The sequence below is a fragment of the Pseudomonas sp. E102 genome (assembly GCF_052660185.1).
Genome location: NZ_CP084025.1, coordinates 3,361,997 through 3,380,854 on the forward strand (window position 1 = coordinate 3,361,997; position 18,858 = coordinate 3,380,854).

Here is an 18,858-nt window from a genome sequence, read left to right on the forward strand (position 1 = left end):
CCGATGGGGTAAACTCGCGCCCATTGCTGTCTGGAGTTATTTATGCGCGCAGAGTTGAACCAGGGCCTGATCGACTTCCTCAAGGCCTCCCCCACCCCGTTCCATGCTACCGCCAGCCTTGCCCAGCGCCTGGAGGCGGCGGGTTACCAGCGTCTCGATGAGCGCGAAACCTGGGCCACCGAGGCCAACGGTCGCTATTACGTCACGCGCAACGATTCCTCGATCATCGCTTTCAAACTGGGCCGCAACTCTGCGCTACACGACGGCATCCGCCTGGTCGGCGCCCACACCGACAGCCCTTGCCTGCGGGTCAAGCCCCAGCCGGAACTGCAACGTCAGGGGTTCTGGCAACTGGGCGTGGAAGTGTACGGCGGCGCACTGCTGGCGCCGTGGTTCGACCGCGACTTGTCGCTGGCCGGCCGCGTGACCTTCCGCCGTGACGGCAAGGTCGAGAGTCAGCTGATCGATTTCAAGGCGCCGATCGCCACGATTCCAAACCTGGCCATTCATCTCAACCGTGAAGCCAACCAAGGCTGGGCGATCAATCCGCAGAACGAGCTGCCGCCGATCCTCGCCCAGTTTGCTGGCGACGAACGCGTCGACTTCCGCGCCGTGCTCACTGACCAGTTGGCCCGGGAACACGGCTTGAACGCCGACGTGGTGCTCGATTACGAGCTGAGCTTCTATGACACCCAAAGCGCAGCGGTCATCGGTTTGCATGGTGATTTCATCACTGGCGCGCGACTGGACAACCTGCTCTCCTGCTATGCCGGCCTGCAAGCCTTGCTGACCGCCGACACCGAAGAAACCTGCGTGCTGGTGTGCAACGACCACGAAGAGGTCGGTTCTACTTCGGCGTGTGGCGCGGACGGCCCGATGCTCGAACAGACCCTGCGCCGTCTGCTGCCCGACGGTGAAGATTTCGTACGCACCATTCAGAAATCCCTGCTGGTCTCCGCAGACAACGCCCACGGCGTACACCCCAACTATGCCGACAAGCACGACGCCAATCATGGCCCCAAGCTCAACGCCGGCCCGGTGATCAAGGTCAACACCAACCAGCGCTACGCCACCAACAGCGAAACCGCCGGCTTCTTCCGCCACCTGTGCATGGCCGAAGAAGTACCGGTGCAGAGTTTCGTGGTGCGCAGCGACATGGGTTGCGGCTCGACCATCGGCCCGATCACCGCCAGTCAACTGGGTGTGCGCACCGTGGACATTGGCCTGCCGACCTTTGCCATGCATTCGATCCGCGAACTGTGCGGTAGCCAAGACCTGGCGCACCTGGTGAAAGTGCTGAGCGCGTTCTACGCTTCTCGCGAGTTGCCATAAAACCTTCGTGGCGAGGGAGCTTGTTCCCGCTGGGTGGCGCAGCCACCCCAAACCGGTTTTGCCAGTGCTGCGCACTGGAGCGGGAGCAAGCTCCCTCGCCACAAGGGTATCCAGCGAAAGGTCTGGATAACTCATGACACACCTCACCACACCCCAAGCAAACCCGAACTAGACTGACCTTATCCCTCCCGACAAGGCCGTCGCAATGATCTCCATGTCCTCGTTCAACGCCATGCTCGTGCCCATCATCGCCGGCATGATCCTGCTGGCCATTGGCTTCAACTTCCGAGACAAAAATGTCGGGGTGTTCGCCATGTGGATCGGCATGTTGCTGATCCTTATCACAGTGCTGTTCAGGATTATGGCGAAGCTCAACGAGTCCTCCTGAATACGCCTCAGGCGGGTTGTTCCGGCACGTCCACGCCAACGTGGATCGCGTCGTGCCGCCAGAACTCCAAGTCACAATCGATCAGCCGTTGGTGCTGGTCATAATTGACCCGGGCAATCCGCAGCCCGGGGCTGCCGACCGACACTTTCAGCGCCGCCGCGGCCTCGGGTTGCAGCGAGGTAGGCACGATGTCGAATTTCACCCGGCCGTAATGCAAGTCGTAATGGCGGGCGTACAGCTCGGTCATGGACTGGTTGAGATCGAACGCGAGAATGTCCGGAAAGTACGACGGGTTCAGATAATGCTCCACATAAAGCACCAGTCTTTCATCGATACGCCGGGTGCGACAGATCTGGATGACGCTGGACAGCGCCGGCAGTTGAAGCCAGGCGCAGATTGCCGCCGAGGCGGGTTGCAAGCGGGCCGATATGACTTCGGTGCGCGGCACCCGGCCTTGAGCGGCAACCATCGCGTGGAAATGGCTGCGCTGCATCAGGTTGTAGGCCAGCCGCGGTGGCGAAACGAACCAGCCCCGACGTTCCTCGCGGTAAATCTGCCCTTGGGCTTCCAACTGCAACAATGCCTCGCGCACGGTAATCCGAGTGGTGCCGAACAATTCGCTGAGTTTGCGCTCGGCTGGCAATTTGTTGCCGGCCGCCAGCAAGCCGTGGTCGATCTGCTCTTGCAGAACTTGTCCGATGGATGTCACCGCTTTGGTTGCCTCAACGCGCATCAACGTTACCTATCTGGACTAGACCAGCACTGTTTCGGGGCGGGATCTTTGCCGCTTCGATCCGTATCGCATGCCTGCAAGCCTAGGCGCTGAGCATGACTGAGAGATGACACAACCGCTGAACGGTCTATTTCCTGGCTTGCAATTAAACGGCCAAGTCCTTGCAGATCAGTTGTTTACTCATGGTCTACGCTTATGACGCAGCGACCCTCCGTGATCCCGACGACTGCTGGCGCGCTTGCAGTCGACATCAAAATGTCATGGGAGACACCTACATTGGCTCAGGTATTGCTGACCTAGACCAACACAACCGCAATCGCAGCGTTGAAAACGCCCATAGGAGCTTCGGATGAAACAGCTTTTCCTGGCATCACTGTTAGGCTCGACCATCGCCATGTGCACCGCCGCCATGGCCGCTGATACCGATCTGAAAACACTGGAAGCCGCTGCGAAAGCGGAAGGCGCCGTAAACAGCGTCGGCATGCCCGATGACTGGGCGAACTGGAAAGGCACCTGGGACGACCTGGCCAAGCTCTATGGCTTGAAGCACATCGACACCGACATGAGCTCCGCCCAGGAAATCGCCAAATTCGCGGCCGAGAAAGACAACGCCAGCGCCGACATCGGCGACGTCGGTGCGGCTTTCGGCCCGATCGCGGTCAAGCAGGGCGTGGTCCAGCCCTACAAGCCAAGCACCTGGGAGCAAGTGCCGGACTGGGCCAAGGATAAGGACGGCAACTGGGCCCTGGCCTACACCGGAACCATTGCCTTCATCGTCAACAAGAAGCTGCTGCATGGCTCCGACGTCCCGACCAAATGGGCCGACCTGAAAACCGGTAAATACAAAGTCTCGATTGGTGACGTGAGCACCGCTGCACAGGCGGCGAACGGTGTGCTGGCCGCGGCCCTGGCAAACGGTGGTGACGAGAAGAACATCAAGCCCGCGCTGTTGATGTTCGCCGAGATTGCCAAGCAAGGGCGCCTGTCCATGGCCAACCCGACCATCGCCACGATGGAAAAAGGTGAAGTCGAAGTCGGGGTGGTCTGGGATTTCAACGGCCTGAGCTACAAGGCCAAGATGGCCAACCCGGATGACTACGTCGTGTTGATCCCGTCCGACGGCTCGGTGATCTCCGGCTACACCACCATCATCAACAAATACGCCAAGCACCCGAACGCCGCCAAGCTGACCCGCGAATACATCTTCAGCGACGCCGGCCAGATCAACCTCGCCAAGGGCAACGCCCGCCCGATTCGCGCCGAGCACCTGAAACTGCCGGAAGAGGTCCAGGCCAAGCTGCTGCCGAACGAGCAGTACAAAGGCGTGACCCCGATCAAGGATGCGGATGCGTGGGAGAAGACCTCCAAGGCACTGCCGCAGCAGTGGAACGAAGAAGTCATCGTCGAGATGAAGTGAGGCGCTAGCTTCCACTCCCGGATCACCGCTGATCCATTGTGGGAGCGAGCTTGCTCGCGATGAGGGAGTGTCAGTCGACATGAATATTGGCTGACACACCGCAATCGCGAGCAGGCTCGCTCCCACATTGGACGCTTGGTGAACCCGGTTTTTTGGTTCTTGCCCGGAGTCCCGGTCCCCATGAAGCACAACGTCATCCTGGTGGTGCTCGACGGTCTCAACTACGAGGTCGCCCGGCATGCCATGGGACATTTGCAGGCGTATGTCGGCGCAGGACGCGCGGCGCTCTACAAACTGGAATGTGAATTGCCCGCACTGTCCCGCCCGCTCTATGAATGCATACTCACCGGCGTCGTGCCTATCGACAGCGGGATCGTGCACAACAACGTCTCGCGCCTGTCGAACCAGCGCAGCATTTTCCATTACGCCACCGAGGCCGGCCTGAGCACGGCGGCCGCTGCCTACCATTGGGTCAGCGAGCTCTATAACGTTTCGCCCTTCGTTGCCGGTCGCGACCGCCATACGCATAACCCCGACCTGCCGATCCAATACGGCCATTTCTACTGGAACGACCACTACCCCGATTCCCACCTGTTCGCTGATGCCGAACACCTGCGGCAGCGCTACTTGCCGAATTTTCTGTTGGTGCATCCGATGAACATCGACGACGCCGGCCACAAGCACGGCCTCGACACTGCGCAATACCGCAACAGTGCCCGCTCGGCCGACATCAACCTGGCCGTCTACCTGCAAGCCTGGCTCGACGCCGGTTACCAAGTGCTGGTGACGTCCGACCATGGCATGAACAACGATCGCTCCCACAACGGGCTGCTGGCGGAAGAACGGGAAGTGCCGCTGTTTGTCCTCGGGGATGGTTTCAGCCTGAACGCCGACGCGGCTCCCCTGCAAACCGAACTGTGCGGCACGATTTGCCAATTGCTTGGCATCGCCCACGACAAACCCTTTTGCCAGGAGTTGCTCAAGTGAACGCCATGACGCGCGGCAAATGGCTGGCAGCGTTGTGCCTGGTGCCCTTCGCGATATTCTTCATCGTCTTCCAGATCGCCCCGCTGCTCTGGGTGCTGGTCAACAGCTTGGAATCGGAAGAGTTCGGCTGGGGCCTGGCCAACTTCAGCAAGATCTTCAGTTCGAAGTTTTATCGGCAAGCGATCCAGCACAGCCTGGAAATCAGCTTCTGGTCCAGCGTGTTCGGCATCGTTATCGCCGTGCTCGGCAGCTACTCCCTGCGTCGAGTGGATTCGCGGCTGCGCAACTTCGTCAACGCATTCGCCAACATGACCAGCAACTTCGCCGGCGTGCCCCTGGCATTCGCCTTCATCATCTTGCTGGGGTTCAACGGCAGTATCACGATCATGCTCAAGCAGGCGGGCATCATCGAGGATTTCAACCTGTACTCGAAAACCGGGTTGATCATTCTCTATACCTATTTCCAGATTCCCCTGGGCGTACTGCTGCTTTACCCGGCGTTCGACGCGCTGCGTGAAGACTGGCGTGAGTCCGCCGCCCTGTTGGGCGCCAGCGGCTGGCAGTTCTGGCGGCACATCGGCTTGCCGGTCCTGACCCCGGCGCTGCTGGGCACGTTCGTGATCCTGCTGGCAAACGCTCTCGGCGCCTACGCGACGGTCTATGCATTGACCACCGGCAACTTCAACGTCCTGCCGATTCGCATCGCCGCCATGGTCTCCGGCGACATTTCCCTCGACCCGAACATGGCCAGTGCATTGGCCGTGGTGCTGGTGGCGCTGATGACTCTGGTAACCATCGTCCATCAATTGCTGCTCAAGAGGAGCTACCATGTCTCGCGCTGAATCGGGCTCCGTCGAGCTCTATCATCGAGCGGTGGTGTACCTGCTGTTCGCCATTCTGTTGCTGCCCCTGGTCGGGACACTCGTCTACTCCATCGCTAGCAGCTGGTCGGCCACCGTGTTACCCAGCGGCTATACCTTCAAATGGTACGTGCAGTTGTGGAGCGATCCGCGCTTTCTCCATGCTTTCGGCCAATCGCTGGTCGTCTGTGTGGGGGCGCTGGTGCTCTCGGTGGTGCTGATCCTGCCGCTGCTGTTCGTGGTGCATTACCACTTTCCCAAACTCGATGCGCTGATGAACATCCTCATCCTGCTCCCCTTCGCGGTGCCGCCGGTGGTGTCGTCGGTGGGGCTGTTGCAACTCTATGGTTCCGGGCCTCTGGCGATGGTTGGCACGCCGTGGATCCTGATCGGCTGCTATTTCACCGTCGCCCTGCCGTTCATGTACCGAGCAATCACCAACAACCTGCAAGCCATCAACCTGCGTGACCTGATGGACGCTGCCCAACTGCTCGGCGCCAGTACTTTCCAGGCCGCACTGCTGGTGGTGCTGCCGAACCTGCGCAAGGGCCTGATGGTGGCGCTGTTGCTGTCCTTCTCGTTCCTGTTCGGCGAGTTCGTGTTCGCCAACATCCTCGTCGGCACCCGCTATGAAACCCTGCAGGTGTACCTGAACAACATGCGCAACAGCAGCGGCCACTTCACCAGTGCGCTGGTGATTTCCTACTTTTTCTTCGTACTGGTCCTGACCTGGGCGGCCAACATCTTGAACAAGGACAAAAGCCAATGAGCTACGTCAGCGTCCAACACTTGCAAAAAAGCTACGCCGGCACGCCGGTGTTCAGCGACATCAACTGCGAAATCCAGAAGGGCGAATTCGTCACCCTTCTCGGCCCCTCGGGCTGCGGCAAGTCCACATTGTTGCGCTGCATTGCCGGCCTGACGGCGGTGGATGACGGCAAGATCTTGCTGGACGGCCAGGACATCGTCCCGTTGAGCCCGCAGAAGCGTGGGATCGGCATGGTCTTCCAGAGCTACGCCTTGTTCCCGAACATGACCGTGGAACAGAACGTCGCCTTCGGCCTGCGCATGCAAAAGGTTGATGCCTCGGACAGCCGCCAGCGTGTACTGGAGATCCTGCGTCTGGTGGAGTTGCATGATTTTGCAGCGCGCTATCCCCACCAGCTTTCAGGAGGCCAATGCCAGCGTGTCGCCCTTGCCCGCTCCCTGGTGACCCGGCCGCGCCTGTTGCTGCTGGACGAACCCCTCTCGGCCCTCGACGCACGGATTCGCAAACACCTGCGTGAACAGATCCGACAGATCCAGCGCGAACTGGGCTTGACCACGATCTTCGTCACACACGATCAGGAAGAAGCCCTGACCATGTCTGACCGGATTTTCCTAATGAACCAGGGAAAGATCGTACAGAGCGGCGATGCCGAGACCCTTTACACTGCGCCAGTCGACGTCTTTGCCGCCGGCTTCATCGGCAACTACAACCTGCTGGACGCCGACAGCGCCACGAAGCTGCTGCAACGCCCAGTGAACGGTCGCATCGCCATTCGCCCGGAAGCCATCGAACTGAGTCGCAATGGAAAGCCCGATGCACTGATCCGCAGCCACAGCCTGCTGGGCAATGTCATCCGCTACCGGGTCGAGGCCCGTGGCGTGGAGCTGGTGGTCGATGTGCTCAACCGTTCGGCCGCCGACCTGCATCCTGACGGTGCGCGGTTGGCACTTTCCATCGATCCGTCGGCGCTGTGTGAGGTAGCCTGACGGCCTTGTTGATTTTTGAAGCTGATCTTGAAAAGGAAAACGCGCTGATGGCCCTGGCAATTTTTGATCTGGACGAAACCCTGATCCACGGCGACTGCGCCACCCTCTGGAGCGAACAGATGGGGCGCCTGGGTTGGGTCGATCCCGAGTCGTTCATGCGTCGCAACAACGAGCTGATGGATGCCTACAGCCACGGAAAATTGCGCATGGAAGAGTACATGGACTTCAGCCTGGAACCGATGATCGGCCGCACGCCCGAAGAGATCGAGCACCTGGTGACACCGTGGGTGGAAGATTTCATCGAGCCGATCATCTTCAGCGACGCCACCAAGGCCATCGCCGAACACCGCAAGGCCGGCGACCGGATCCTGGTGATCTCGGCTTCGGGCACGCACCTGGTCAAGCCGATTGCCGAGCGCCTGGGCATTGATGAGATCCTGGCGATCGACCTTGAAGTGGCCCATGGGGTGTACAGCGGCAAGACCGTGGGCACCCTGACCTACCGCGAGGGCAAGATTTCCCGCTTGCTGGATTGGCTGGATGCCGAGGAAGAGAACCTCGAAGGCGCCAGTTTTTACTCCGATTCGCGCAATGACCTGCCGTTGCTGCTGCGGGTGGATTACCCGCATGTGGTGAATCCGGACCCGGTATTGAAAGCTCACGCTGAGTTGGCTGGCTGGCCGATTCATACCTGGAAGTGAAGCGGATCAACTCCAGAACACCTGAAGCGTTTATGGCTTTTTGTGGCTTTGTGGCTTTGTGGCGAGGGAGCTTGCTCCCTCGCCACAGGGGACCGATCAGCTCAAGCTCTCGTCGATCACCAACACCAACTTCCCGGACACCTGATTGGTCGCCAGCTCCGCAAACGCCGCCTCGGCATCGGTGATTGCAAACGTCCTGGCCAGCTGCGGACTCAGGCGTTTATCGGTAAACAGCGGCCATACGTTCTGCCCCAATTCGCTGATCAAGTCAGCCTTGAACTGATCGTTGCGACTGCGCAGGGTCGAACCCAGCAGTTGGATGCGCTTGCCCAGCACCTGGGCCAGGTCGAGTTCGGTCGTGCGGCCGCCCATGAGGCCGATCAGCACCCAGCGGCCGTCAACTGACAAAAGTTTCACGTTGAGGCCGGCGTAGTTCGCGCCGACCGGATCGAGAATGACGTCGAAGGGCGCGAAGTCGTTCAGGCTGTTGATATCGTCGGTACGAACCACGCCGCCCTGGGCCCCCAATGCTTCGCAATAGGCCAGGCGATCCGCCGAACCGACGCTGACCCAGCACGGGTTGCCAAACGCCTTGCAGAGCTGGATCGCCGCCGAACCGACGCCACTGGCGCCGGCATGCAGCAACACTTTTTCGCCTGGCCGCAGGCCGGCAAGCTGGAACAGATTCAGCCACGCGGTGCCGTAGACCTCAGGCAGCGCGGCCGCTTCGGCCATCGACAGGCCTTCCGGCACGGGCAAGACATGGCGGCCATCGACCACTACCTCTTCGGCCATTCCCCCGCCAGCCAGCAACGCGCAGACCCGGTCACCGACCTGCCAGGAGGAACCCGGCCCGACTTCACTGATCACTCCCGAACATTCCAGCCCCAACACCTGGCTCGCGCCGGGTGGCGGTGGATAATGCCCGGCTTTTTGCAGCAAATCGGCCCGATTCAGGCCGGCGGCAGCCACGCGGATGCGAACTTGGCCCGCATCGCAGGCCGGACTTGGCTCATCTGCCCATACCACTTGGCCTTCAACGCCTTGCAATGCTTTCACGGTGCCTCCATAGTGAGTCTCGACTGGGCCCGCTGCTATAACGCCGGGCTTTCTTGCATTATGCGCCCGGGCCACATGGAACCGGCGACTTCAAAGACGGCCTAATATGCGTTATCAATTGTCCCTGCGTCGAATCAGCATGAAGCACTTGTTCCCCAGTACTGCACTTGCCCTCTTCATTGGCCTCGGCGTTTCGACGCTTTCGAGCACTGCGCTCGCGGCCAACAGCTGGGACAAGCTTCAGCCCGATCGCGACGAGGTGATCGCCAGCCTTAACGTCGTTGAGTTGCTCAAGCGTCATCACTACAGCAAGCCGCCGCTTGATGACGCGCGCTCTGTCATCATCTATGACAGCTACCTGAAGCTGCTTGATCCGTCGCGCAGCTATTTCCTGGCCAGTGACATTGCCGAATTCGACAAGTGGAAGACTCAATTCGACGACTTCCTCAAAAGCGGCGACCTGAACGCCGGGTTCATTATCTACAAGCGCTACCTGGACCGCGTCAAGGCGCGCCTGGATTACGCCCTTGCCGAATTGAACAAGGGTGTCGACAAAATCGATTTCAATGCCAAGGAAACCTTGCTGGTCGACCGCAAGGACGCGCCTTGGCTCAAAAGTACGGCCGAACTCGACGACCTGTGGCGCAAACGCGTCAAGGACGAAGTGCTGCGCATGAAGATCGCCGGAAAGGATCCCAAGCAGATCCAGGAAACCCTGACCAAGCGCTACAAGAACCAATTGGCGCGTCTGGACCAGACCCGAGCCGAGGATATCTTCCAGGCCTACATCAATACCTTTGCAATGTCCTACGACCCGCACACCAATTATCTGTCGCCGGATAACGCGGAGAACTTCGACATCAACATGAGCTTGTCCCTGGAAGGCATCGGCGCGGTCCTGCAAAGCGACAACGACCAGGTCAAAATCGTGCGCCTGGTGCCCGCGGGCCCGGCGGACAAGACCAAGCAGGTCGGTCCGGCGGACAAGATCATTGGTGTCGCCCAAGGCAACAAGGAAATGGTCGACGTGGTCGGCTGGCGCCTGGATGAAGTGGTCAAGCTGATCCGTGGCCCGAAAGGCTCGGTCGTCCGCCTGGAGGTCATTCCGGCCAGCAATGCGCCAAATGACCAGACCAGCAAAGTCGTGTCCATCACCCGTGAAGCAGTGAAGCTGGAAGAACAGGCCGCGAAGAAATCGGTCCTGAAACTCAAGCAGGACGGCAAGGACTACAAGCTCGGCATCATCGAGATCCCGGCGTTCTACCTGGACTTCAAGGCTTTCCGCGCCGGAGATCCGGACTACAAGAGCACCACGCGCGACGTCAAGAAGCTGCTGACCGAACTGCAAAAGGAAAAGGTCGACGGCGTCGTCATCGATTTGCGCAACAACGGCGGCGGCTCGCTGCAGGAAGCCACCGAATTGACCAGCCTGTTCATCGACAAAGGCCCGACCGTGCTCGTGCGCAATGCCGATGGCCGGGTCGATGTGCTGGAAGATGAGAACCCGGGCGCCTTCTACAAAGGCCCGATGGCCTTGCTGGTCAATCGACTGTCCGCTTCGGCCTCGGAGATTTTCGCCGGTGCCATGCAGGACTACCACCGCGCCTTGATCATCGGCGGCCAGACTTTCGGCAAGGGCACCGTACAAACCATCCAGCCGTTGAACCACGGCGAACTGAAACTGACCCTGGCGAAGTTCTACCGTGTTTCCGGTCAGAGCACTCAGCATCAGGGCGTGCTGCCTGATATCGATTACCCGTCGATCATCGACACCAAGGAAATCGGTGAAAGCGCCCTGCCCGAAGCCATGCCGTGGGACACCATCCGTCCCGCGATCAAGCCGGCCGTGGACCCGTTCAAGCCATTCCTGGCCCAGCTCAAGTCCGAACATGACACCCGCACCGCCCAGGACGCTGAATTCGTGTTCATTCGCGACAAGCTGGCCTTGGCGCAAAAATTGATGACCGAAAAAACCGTCACGCTCAATGAAGCCGACCGCCGCGCACAGCATGCCGACATCGAGGCCAAGCAACTGGCGATGGAAAACCTGCGTCGCAAGGCCAAGGGCGAAGAGCCGCTCAAAGAGCTGAAGAAAGAAGACGAAGACCTGATCACCGAGCCGGAAAAGACCAAGCCGGAAGATGATGCCTACCTGAGTGAAACCGGGCGAATCCTTTTGGATTACCTGAAACTCAACACGGCGGTCGCCAAGCACTGAGATGATGGCCATTTAATGGTGATGCTCGTCGGAGTGTCATCAAACTGACATCAGTCTGTCGTGAAATACAGGACCGGGCGCGCCCCAGCAGGGGTTGCGCCCCGTCCTTTTTTTATCGCCAGAGACTGCCATGACCACGATAGAACAGCTGGGTGCCTTGAGCTCGATCCTGAGTCAAAGCGGTTTGCACAGTCTGTTCCAACCCATCGTATGCCTCTCCGAACGACGCATTCTGGGTTACGAAGCGTTGACTCGCGGCCCATCCAACAGCCCCTTGCACTCCCCTGTCGCATTGCTGTCGGTGGCTCGCCAGGCCGGGCGGCTCAGCGAACTGGAGCTGGCCTGCCGTCGCAGCGCCTGCCAGCGCTTCAATGAGCAAAAACTGCCGGGCAAGCTGTTTCTCAACGTCTCGCCCGAATCCCTGCTTGAATCGGCACACCAGACCGGTCGTACGTTGCAGTTGTTGCAGGACTTCGGCATCCCGCCCAGCCAAGTCGTCATCGAACTGACCGAACAAACCCCGATCGATGATTTCCAGCTCCTGCAAACCGCTCTGCATCATTATCGGGCGATGGGTTTTTCCATTGCGCTGGACGACCTTGGCGCCGGTTATTCAAGCCTGCGGCTCTGGTCGGAACTGCGCCCCGATTACGTGAAGATCGACCGGCACTTCATCGATGGCATTCACCAGGACGCGCTCAAGCGAGAATTCGTGGGTTCCATCCTGAAAATCGCCCAGGCATCACGGGCCCAAGTGATCGCCGAAGGAATAGAACTGCCGGAAGAACTGGCCGTGCTGATCGAGATGGGCGTTGATCTGGTCCAGGGTTATCTGCTTGCCCGGCCCCAGGAACACCCGTGCCAGGATGCCAAAGCGCTGATGCCCCGGCAGGACAGCGGGGTGGTGCCCCTGGGCGATGAAGTGAGCGACCTCGGCGCCCTGCTCAACGAACAACCGGCGGTGGCCCACGATACCCCGACGGCGGCAGTCCTGGATGCGTTCCGCCGCCAGGCCAACCTCAACTCCCTGGCAGTGTTGGATGACCGTGGCCAGCCGTGCGGCATCGTCCATCGCCATTCGCTCTCGGACGCGCTGCTCAAACCCTTCGCCACCGACCTCTTCGCGCGCAAGCCCATCAGCCGCCTGATGAGCGACGACTTCCTCGCGGTGGAACTCAACCAATCCTTGCAACAAGTCAGCCGCCTGATCACCAGCCGCGCCCGACAACGCATCGAAGAAGATTTCATCATCACCCTCAATGGCAGCTACATGGGATTGGGGCGCGTGATCGACGTGCTCAAGCTCATCACCGAACTGAAGATCCAACAGGCCCGCTACGCCAACCCGCTGACCTTGCTGCCCGGCAACGTGCCGATCCAACAATGCCTTACCCGCTTGCTGCAGCAGCGTCAGGAGTCGGTAATCTGCTACGTCGACATCGACAGCTTCAAACCCTTCAACGACATCTACGGCTACGGTCGCGGGGACGAAGTCCTACTGTGCCTGGCGCAATGCCTGAACGAACGCATCGACCCCAGCCGCGACTTCGTCGGCCACATCGGCGGCGACGACTTCCTACTGGTCCTCGGCCCGGATGATTGGCGCAAACGCCTGACCCAATTGTTGAAAGACTTCCAGAACCACTGCCGTCGCTTCTACCGGCCCGAGCACTTGGAGGCTGGTTGTTTTACTGCGCTGAACCGACAGGGGGTGCGGCAGGAATTTGCGTTGCTGTCGCTGTCGATTGGGGTGGTGCACCTGCGCTCGGAGGCTTGTGCGGGGCTGGATGCCAGTCAGCTGGCCGAACTCGCTTCCCAGGCTAAGCACCATGCCAAGGAAATTGTTGGGGGGAGTTTGTACTTGATTAATGGTGCGATCGAGCAGGTACCGGTCCTGGAGTTGGGGCTGTCGGTGTGAAAATGGGTGCCTTCACCCCAACGGCATGGCAGCTACAAATCCTGTGGCGAGGGAGCTTGCTCCCGCTGGGCTGCGTAGCAGCCCCTCTTATGAAAAACGTTGTGTGTCTGGTTAATTGCGTAGGCTGTTTCTAGATTTATAACCAACCCTAACTTAATCAGATTGCCTCGGCTCTATACTTCATTAAAGAAGCCAGTAGAACCCTCATAAATCTGCGCTGATCTTCAACCTTCTGATCGAAGTATGTATCCAAATTTAAAAAAACTCTATCAAAACTGTCATCGCACCCTAAGAAATAGGCAAGAGTATCAATTAGTAAAATCTGCTCTTTTGAAGTGTGACATAAAAAATCCGGACGAATCAACAAGTCAAATAGCTGGCTCAATTCCTCGTCATCATTTACATTTTTTGAAGTTATTATTTCCTCACGCGCCACATCATTAGTATTCTCAATACTAAAAACAAAAAGCAACCCCCAAATACAGTGCAAATCAAACGGTTTTTTCATGTGCTCGGTCCTGTATAAGCTGTCTTAGGTAGGCCACTTGTATCAAGAATAACAATCGCCTTAGTTTGCTGTATATACTCCAAACCATCTCTTTTATAACCCTCACCAATTACCCGCCCCATTTCAATTGGTTCTTTAGACTCGGCGATTCCTGCTCGCCTGAAAATCAATTGAGCTCGATAAATAGCATTGAGCTGATCACGATGATTAAGGAAACGAGTTGCGGCAGACGGAATAGCAGGTAGCCCTGCATTACTTCCACTGTGATATACATCGATTTGCCCAGTGCCAGGATTTCGCCCTGTCGTAACGCGCTCCAACTGAGCCTCCGTAGTAGTCTGAGCACCATGTTTCTGTAGGAAATGCGCGCCTGGTATCGATCGCTCCATCTCATCCAAACGCCGATAAGCATTCGCTTCCGCCAACGCATCAATCCGAGCCCTCCGCTGCTCCGCCGTCATCGGCAGCGCAGGCTCACCCTCATCCACCCCAACCTTAGTCGCCGGGTCTTGTTTACCAATGGCAGGTTTTTTACATCCGTCGCCAGGGCAACCTTCCAACCCCAACGGATCCACCCACCCCGTCGGGTTCAGGGTGTACCGATACCCATTGAGCCCACCCTTGAGCTTGCTCGGATCCAGCGTCAGATACCGCCCCGTCTCCGGATTGTAGTACCGGTGCCGGTTGTAATGCAGGCCGCTTTCCCGGTCGTGGTATTGCCCCTGAAAGCGCAGCGGTTGCTCCAGTCGTTTGCCGTCGCCGTGGCGCAGTTCGGTGAGTTTGCCGTAGCCGTTGTAGCGCGCGGCCCAGACGACTTCGCCTTGGTGGCTGGTCAGTTCCTGGGGAGTGCCGAGGTGGTCGAGGTGGTAGTAGAACGGCGTGGCTTTTTCCGGGCCTGCGCCTTCCAGCAGGGCCAGGGGGCGGAAGGTGCCGGGTTCATAGACGTAGCTCTGGTAGTGACGGTCGCTGCTTTCAGCGATGACCTGGTCGCCCTGCCAGATGAATTCCGTGGTGAGGCCGTCCACGGTCTTCTCGATGCGTCGGCCGAAGGCGTCGTAGCGGTAGGAGGTTTCGCTCCCGTCGGGGGTGGTGACGCCGATGAGCCGATGTTGGCTGTCGTAGCGGTATTGCGTGACGAGGCACTGGGCATGGCCGCGGCGTTCGCGGACCAGGTTGCCGTAGGCGTCGTAGTCATAGTGACGATCGCCCTCCATCAGCAGGCGGTTGCCCTTGAGGGTGGTCGGGCCGGGACGGTCGTTGAACAACACATTGCCGGCCGGGTCGTGGGAAAAGTGTTCCGGGGGTTGGCTGTGGGCGTAGTCGATGCGCACCAGGCGATCCAGCGCGTCGTAGTGGTAGCCGCGTCGGTTTCGCGTGTCGGAAAGCGCGGCGAGGTTGCCGTTGGCGCTGTAGGAATAGTCACGCCAGAACAGTTGTTTTTGCTGGCTTTGCCACACGGTCTGGGCCTTGAGGCGACCCTGTTCGTCGTAGCTGTAGTCGCTGAGCAACTGGCCCTGCTGGCGCTGGCGTTCGCGGCCGCCCTTGAAACGGTGTTCGGTCAGGCACGTGCCGTTGAGGTCGATGGCGATCAGCGCCCCGCCTCGCAGGTGGCGGTAATCCAGGGTGCTGCGATCGGGCAGGCGGCAATGGACCAGCCGGCCGACATCGTCGTAGCGATAATGCAGGCTCGCCCAACCCTGGTGTTCGGCGACGAGGCGGTCCTGGTTGTCGTATTCGTAGGCCAGCGGCCAATGGCCGTCTTCAACGCTGATCAGTCGCCCGAGGGCGTCGTAGCCGTACTCGACCGTGGCACCGTCGGGCAAGGTCTTGCGCAGCAGGCGGCCGGCGGTGTCGCGTTGGTAGGCGGTGATCCGCTGGCTGCCGTCGGCGCCGAATTCGGTCTTTTCCAGCAGGTGGCCGTTGAGGTCGTAGGCGTAGCCGGTGCGCTGGCCGTCGAAGCCGGTTTCCTGTCGGATCAGTCCGTTGGGCGTGTAGTCCAGCTGATACTTTTCGCCGGATTCGTTCTCGATTTCGGTCAGCAACAGCCGCGCCGAGTCGTAGCGGTACTTCAGTTCGCTGCCGTCGGGGTTGAGGCGGCGGCTGACCAGGTGCAGATCGTCGGCGTATTCGTAGCGGGTGATGCGCCCCAGTTCGTCCCGCTCCGCGGTGACCTTGCCGTAGGCGTTGTAGCTCCATGCACGGGTCGCGCCGGTGGGCAGGGTGGTCTGTAGCAAGCGGCCCACGGCGTCCCATTGGTAATGGGTGACGGCGCCGCGTTCGTCTTGACGGGTCAGCAGACGGCCCAGGGCGTCGTAGGAAAAAACTCGCTGGCCGTCGTCCGGCAGGATTTCTTCCGTCAGTTGGCCCAACGGGTTTCGCACAAAATGATGGGCACCGCCGTCCGGGTAGCTGATGGTATTCAGTTGCCCCTGGTCGTCGTAGTGATACCAGGTGCTTTGGCGAGCCGGGTCGACGACTTCGATGATGTCGCCCTGGGCATTGCGCCAGTAGGTCCACACGGCCTTGCCGCGAGTCCGGGCGTGTAGGAAACCGTTTCGGTATTCGTAGGACGTGGGCTCGCCTTCCGGCGGAATCAGCGCCACCAGCCGTCCGACTTCGTCGTAGCGGTATTCGGTGACGGCGCCCAGCGGGTCTTGCTCGGCGATCAGCCGGCCCTGTTCGTCATAAGCCTTGAGGTGTTCGCCGCCGGCGGGATCGACCTGGCGCACCAGCCGCGCGTGGTCGTCGTGGACATACACGTCCTGGCTGCCATCGATATGCCGGACCGTGACGCTGCCGTCATCGCCCCAGGTGTAGCGGCTGTCCATCTGCGCGAACGAGGCCCAATGCCGGACACAGCGCGCCGCCGGGCCGAGGCCTTGCCACTCCCAGTAGAAACTCGCGCCCCCGGCCAGTTGCCGCTGGAGGATGACGTGCTGGTCGTCGTAGTCGTAGCGCTCGCTCTCGCCGGCGGCGTTGGTCGCTTCGATGAGGCGCGAACGCGCATCGTAGCGGTAGGTCACCAGGGTCTGTTCGGTGCGCCAGGCTTCGTCGAGGGTCAGCGCCGGGTGAAAGCTCTGGTAGTCGATAGCGACCAGGTGCCGATGTTCGTAGCGCAAACGCAAACAGCTGCCGGCACCGTTGTCCAGACGGCTGATGTCGCCGTAGATGTTGCGTTGGACGGTCAGGCGGTTGTCGTACCGATCGCTCAGGGCCGTCAGATGACCGTCGCGAAAATGTAGGAAAGGAGCGTCTTCGCCGGGCTGGGCGACGATCAATTCGTCCGGCTCGCTGCTCAGGTAAATCGCCGCGCGGGCCAGGCTGTTGTGGATGGCTGGGCGTTGCAGGCTGGGCCGGGGAAACGTGGTGCGGCGGTTTTCCTGGTCGACCCAGGTCACCTGCTCGCCGTCGATCAACAGGCGATGGGCCAGGGCATGGGTCCATCCGCGGCCGAGCCCGATGTCCAGGTCGGCGGCGCTGGTGCGGTAGAGGCGGGTGAAGACGAAGGGCAAGCGTCCGTCGAGGGTGCCGTCTTCGAGGGTGAGCAGCTCTTCGCCGGTGACCAAGGACACCGGGCAACCGTCGGTGCGGGTCTGGGCGGCGGTGTCGGCGGGGTCGCCGTTGGGGTTTTTCGATTGGGCGGGGGCGTCGTCGTGGTGTTCTTGCTTTTTCAGCGTGGTGTTGCGCTGCGCATCCCAGCGCAACTGCATGCGCCCCTTCTTTACGCCGGCGGCAATGCCCCGCGCGGCCACAGCCTTGTAGCGGTCAACGTAGCCCATGAAGCCGTTCACCAGCTCGAAAATGGCACTGATAAAACGCTTCACGGCATCCAGCAGACGAGCACCGTGCCGGCCCAGGCGCATCGAGAGATAAGCAATGCCCGCGCCTGCCCCGACGAAGGTCAGCACCACGCCGATCAACAGGTCGATGACCAACTGCACGACCACTGTGGATAACACCGTCGCCGTGTCGCCCGCCAGTTCACTGGGGGGCAGCATGTCCAGCCAGAGACTGGCGGTGCGCACCAACAAGCACAGCGCCGCTTCGTCGCTGGCGAGCAATTGCAGCTTCGCCATGACCAGCGGCGCCGACTCGGCAAGCTGGGCCAGCTCGGCTGCGCTGCTGCCCAACCGTCCGCCGAACCGGGAGGGATCCTTGAGGATGTCCGACAGCAAACTGATGCTGTCCCACACGCCTTCGATCGCCGCCCAACCGCCGGCGAGCAAGCCATTGCCCACCGCTGCCGCCGAAGTCGCCAATGACTGCTGGGCCCACTGCGGCTTGAAGCCCTGCCACTCGCCGCGAAGCCAGTCCGTCAGATCATTCGTCAGGCCGTCGTAGGAAGAAAACAGCTCATCGATTCGCTTGGGGGACACTTCGCCCTGGACACGCACCCGGTAAGACCGCCCCGCCTCGCCCTTGAAGCGACCCACGCCCTGAGCATCCAGCGTGACCGGCGTGGCCTCGCCCGTGTCCACCGCCACCACATCCACCACGATATCGCCCAGCGGGATGTCGTACACGGACTCGAGCTTGCTCTCGATCGTCATGATCCCGCCTTGCGGGCACTGGGCGACGACGGATAGAAAGTCCCTGTCCCGGACGTCGACTGCCGTGGTGCTTTGGCCGAAACGAATCAGTCGTTCCATGCCCATCAGCGAAGGCAGGTCGGCCGCTTGGCTGACGCGATCCGCAGCCCGGCTATACCAACGATCAAACTGCTCGCGATAAAGCGAAAGGGTGTCCTGGAAGCTGTCGAGTTCAGCCTCGATGCGGCGCGCCTGATCCATCAGCGCATGGCTCGATCAAGAACCGGCAGGAGAAAACGATCGGGCATGGGCAAGCGTCTCGCAAGAAATCGGAGCGCGAGACTTTGCCGGGGACGGCTTGGGAAATAAGTCAGATAAGGAGGCGGAGCGCGTAGGACAATTCTTTGATTAGCCCCGCAGGGCAATCCCCCTCAGAACGGGGGAATAAAGACT

14 protein-coding genes are annotated in these 18,858 nt (G+C 60.2%); 10 read left to right on the forward strand and 4 right to left on the reverse strand.

The window, feature by feature from the left end; genetic code table 11:
* Positions 1 to 42 precede the first annotated feature (42 nt).
* Both DOCECA_RS15335 and DOCECA_RS15340 read left to right on the forward strand, forming a co-directional pair.
* On the forward strand, positions 43 to 1,332 hold the full coding sequence (locus DOCECA_RS15335) for a M18 family aminopeptidase (RefSeq protein WP_420766983.1): 1,290 nt from the start codon (positions 43 to 45) through the stop codon (positions 1,330 to 1,332).
* Between the two features lie 205 nt (positions 1,333 to 1,537).
* On the forward strand, positions 1,538 to 1,720 hold the full coding sequence (locus DOCECA_RS15340; RefSeq protein ID WP_420766984.1) for a hypothetical protein: 183 nt from the start codon (positions 1,538 to 1,540) through the stop codon (positions 1,718 to 1,720).
* A gap of 7 nt (positions 1,721 to 1,727) precedes the next feature.
* Here the strand turns inward: DOCECA_RS15340 and DOCECA_RS15345 are convergent, their stop codons facing one another.
* Positions 1,728 to 2,453 (reverse strand): UTRA domain-containing protein, encoded by a 726-nt coding sequence (locus DOCECA_RS15345; protein WP_420766985.1) that lies wholly within the window; start codon positions 2,451 to 2,453, stop codon positions 1,728 to 1,730.
* Between the two features lie 349 nt (positions 2,454 to 2,802).
* Between DOCECA_RS15345 and DOCECA_RS15350 the strand changes: the two genes are divergently transcribed.
* The 6 genes from DOCECA_RS15350 to DOCECA_RS15375 all read left to right on the forward strand — a co-directional run bounded on the left by DOCECA_RS15350 (position 2,803) and on the right by DOCECA_RS15375 (position 8,173).
* Positions 2,803 to 3,870: an ABC transporter substrate-binding protein gene (locus DOCECA_RS15350; RefSeq protein ID WP_420766986.1), complete on the forward strand. Its 1,068-nt coding sequence runs from the start codon at positions 2,803 to 2,805 to the stop codon at positions 3,868 to 3,870.
* Between the two features lie 180 nt (positions 3,871 to 4,050).
* A complete protein-coding gene (locus DOCECA_RS15355; RefSeq protein WP_434560129.1) occupies positions 4,051 to 4,857 on the forward strand; it encodes an alkaline phosphatase family protein in 807 nt (268 codons plus the stop codon).
* Between the two features lie 5 nt (positions 4,858 to 4,862).
* Entirely contained in the window at positions 4,863 to 5,699 is an 837-nt protein-coding gene (locus DOCECA_RS15360; protein ID WP_420766999.1) for an ABC transporter permease, read from the forward strand.
* Positions 5,686 to 6,486 carry an ABC transporter permease gene (locus tag DOCECA_RS15365; RefSeq protein WP_445570762.1) on the forward strand — a complete coding sequence of 267 codons (801 nt, stop codon included), beginning with the start codon at positions 5,686 to 5,688 and terminating at the stop codon, positions 6,484 to 6,486. Before DOCECA_RS15360 ends, DOCECA_RS15365 begins: the two co-directional genes overlap by 14 nt.
* A complete protein-coding gene (locus DOCECA_RS15370) occupies positions 6,483 to 7,472 on the forward strand; it encodes an ABC transporter ATP-binding protein (RefSeq protein ID WP_445570763.1) in 990 nt (329 codons plus the stop codon). Before DOCECA_RS15365 ends, DOCECA_RS15370 begins: the two co-directional genes overlap by 4 nt.
* A gap of 47 nt (positions 7,473 to 7,519) precedes the next feature.
* Positions 7,520 to 8,173 (forward strand): HAD family hydrolase, encoded by a 654-nt coding sequence (locus DOCECA_RS15375; RefSeq protein ID WP_434607229.1) that lies wholly within the window; start codon positions 7,520 to 7,522, stop codon positions 8,171 to 8,173.
* A 96-nt stretch (positions 8,174 to 8,269) separates the two neighbouring features.
* Here DOCECA_RS15375 and DOCECA_RS15380 read toward each other — a convergent pair whose 3' ends face one another.
* Positions 8,270 to 9,232, reverse strand: coding sequence for a zinc-binding dehydrogenase (locus tag DOCECA_RS15380; RefSeq protein ID WP_434607232.1), 963 nt, complete (start codon positions 9,230 to 9,232; stop codon positions 8,270 to 8,272).
* Between the two features lie 139 nt (positions 9,233 to 9,371).
* Here DOCECA_RS15380 and DOCECA_RS15385 point away from each other — a divergent pair, with 139 nt between their 5' ends.
* Both DOCECA_RS15385 and DOCECA_RS15390 read left to right on the forward strand, forming a co-directional pair.
* On the forward strand, positions 9,372 to 11,450 hold the full coding sequence (locus DOCECA_RS15385; protein WP_434564134.1) for a carboxy terminal-processing peptidase: 2,079 nt from the start codon (positions 9,372 to 9,374) through the stop codon (positions 11,448 to 11,450).
* A 130-nt stretch (positions 11,451 to 11,580) separates the two neighbouring features.
* The gene (locus DOCECA_RS15390; RefSeq protein WP_434676012.1) at positions 11,581 to 13,368 is read left to right on the forward strand and encodes a bifunctional diguanylate cyclase/phosphodiesterase; all 1,788 of its coding nucleotides are present in this window, start codon (positions 11,581 to 11,583) and stop codon (positions 13,366 to 13,368) included.
* Positions 13,369 to 13,525: 157 nt separating this feature from the next.
* On the opposite strand, the gene DOCECA_RS15395 is transcribed toward DOCECA_RS15390, so the two are convergent.
* Together DOCECA_RS15395 and DOCECA_RS15400 are read right to left on the reverse strand one after the other, a co-directional pair.
* The gene (locus DOCECA_RS15395) at positions 13,526 to 13,876 is read right to left on the reverse strand and encodes a hypothetical protein (protein ID WP_420766993.1); all 351 of its coding nucleotides are present in this window, start codon (positions 13,874 to 13,876) and stop codon (positions 13,526 to 13,528) included.
* On the reverse strand, positions 13,873 to 18,666 hold the full coding sequence (locus DOCECA_RS15400) for an RHS repeat-associated core domain-containing protein (protein ID WP_445570764.1): 4,794 nt from the start codon (positions 18,664 to 18,666) through the stop codon (positions 13,873 to 13,875). Before DOCECA_RS15400 ends, DOCECA_RS15395 begins: the two co-directional genes overlap by 4 nt.
* Positions 18,667 to 18,858: the final 192 nt, after the last annotated feature.

Coding starts and splice junctions, on each gene's coding strand:
- DOCECA_RS15335 (WP_420766983.1), top strand. CDS start 43: ATGCGCGCAGAGTTGAACCAGGGCCTGATCGACTTCCTCAAGGCCTCC.
- DOCECA_RS15340 (WP_420766984.1), top strand. CDS start 1,538: ATGATCTCCATGTCCTCGTTCAACGCCATGCTCGTGCCCATCATCGCC.
- DOCECA_RS15345 (WP_420766985.1), bottom strand. CDS start 2,453: ATGCGCGTTGAGGCAACCAAAGCGGTGACATCCATCGGACAAGTTCTG.
- DOCECA_RS15350 (WP_420766986.1), top strand. CDS start 2,803: ATGAAACAGCTTTTCCTGGCATCACTGTTAGGCTCGACCATCGCCATG.
- DOCECA_RS15355 (WP_434560129.1), top strand. CDS start 4,051: ATGAAGCACAACGTCATCCTGGTGGTGCTCGACGGTCTCAACTACGAG.
- DOCECA_RS15360 (WP_420766999.1), top strand. CDS start 4,863: ATGACGCGCGGCAAATGGCTGGCAGCGTTGTGCCTGGTGCCCTTCGCG.
- DOCECA_RS15365 (WP_445570762.1), top strand. CDS start 5,686: ATGTCTCGCGCTGAATCGGGCTCCGTCGAGCTCTATCATCGAGCGGTG.
- DOCECA_RS15370 (WP_445570763.1), top strand. CDS start 6,483: ATGAGCTACGTCAGCGTCCAACACTTGCAAAAAAGCTACGCCGGCACG.
- DOCECA_RS15375 (WP_434607229.1), top strand. CDS start 7,520: ATGGCCCTGGCAATTTTTGATCTGGACGAAACCCTGATCCACGGCGAC.
- DOCECA_RS15385 (WP_434564134.1), top strand. CDS start 9,372: ATGAAGCACTTGTTCCCCAGTACTGCACTTGCCCTCTTCATTGGCCTC.
- DOCECA_RS15390 (WP_434676012.1), top strand. CDS start 11,581: ATGACCACGATAGAACAGCTGGGTGCCTTGAGCTCGATCCTGAGTCAA.
- DOCECA_RS15395 (WP_420766993.1), bottom strand. CDS start 13,876: ATGAAAAAACCGTTTGATTTGCACTGTATTTGGGGGTTGCTTTTTGTT.
- DOCECA_RS15400 (WP_445570764.1), bottom strand. CDS start 18,666: ATGGATCAGGCGCGCCGCATCGAGGCTGAACTCGACAGCTTCCAGGAC.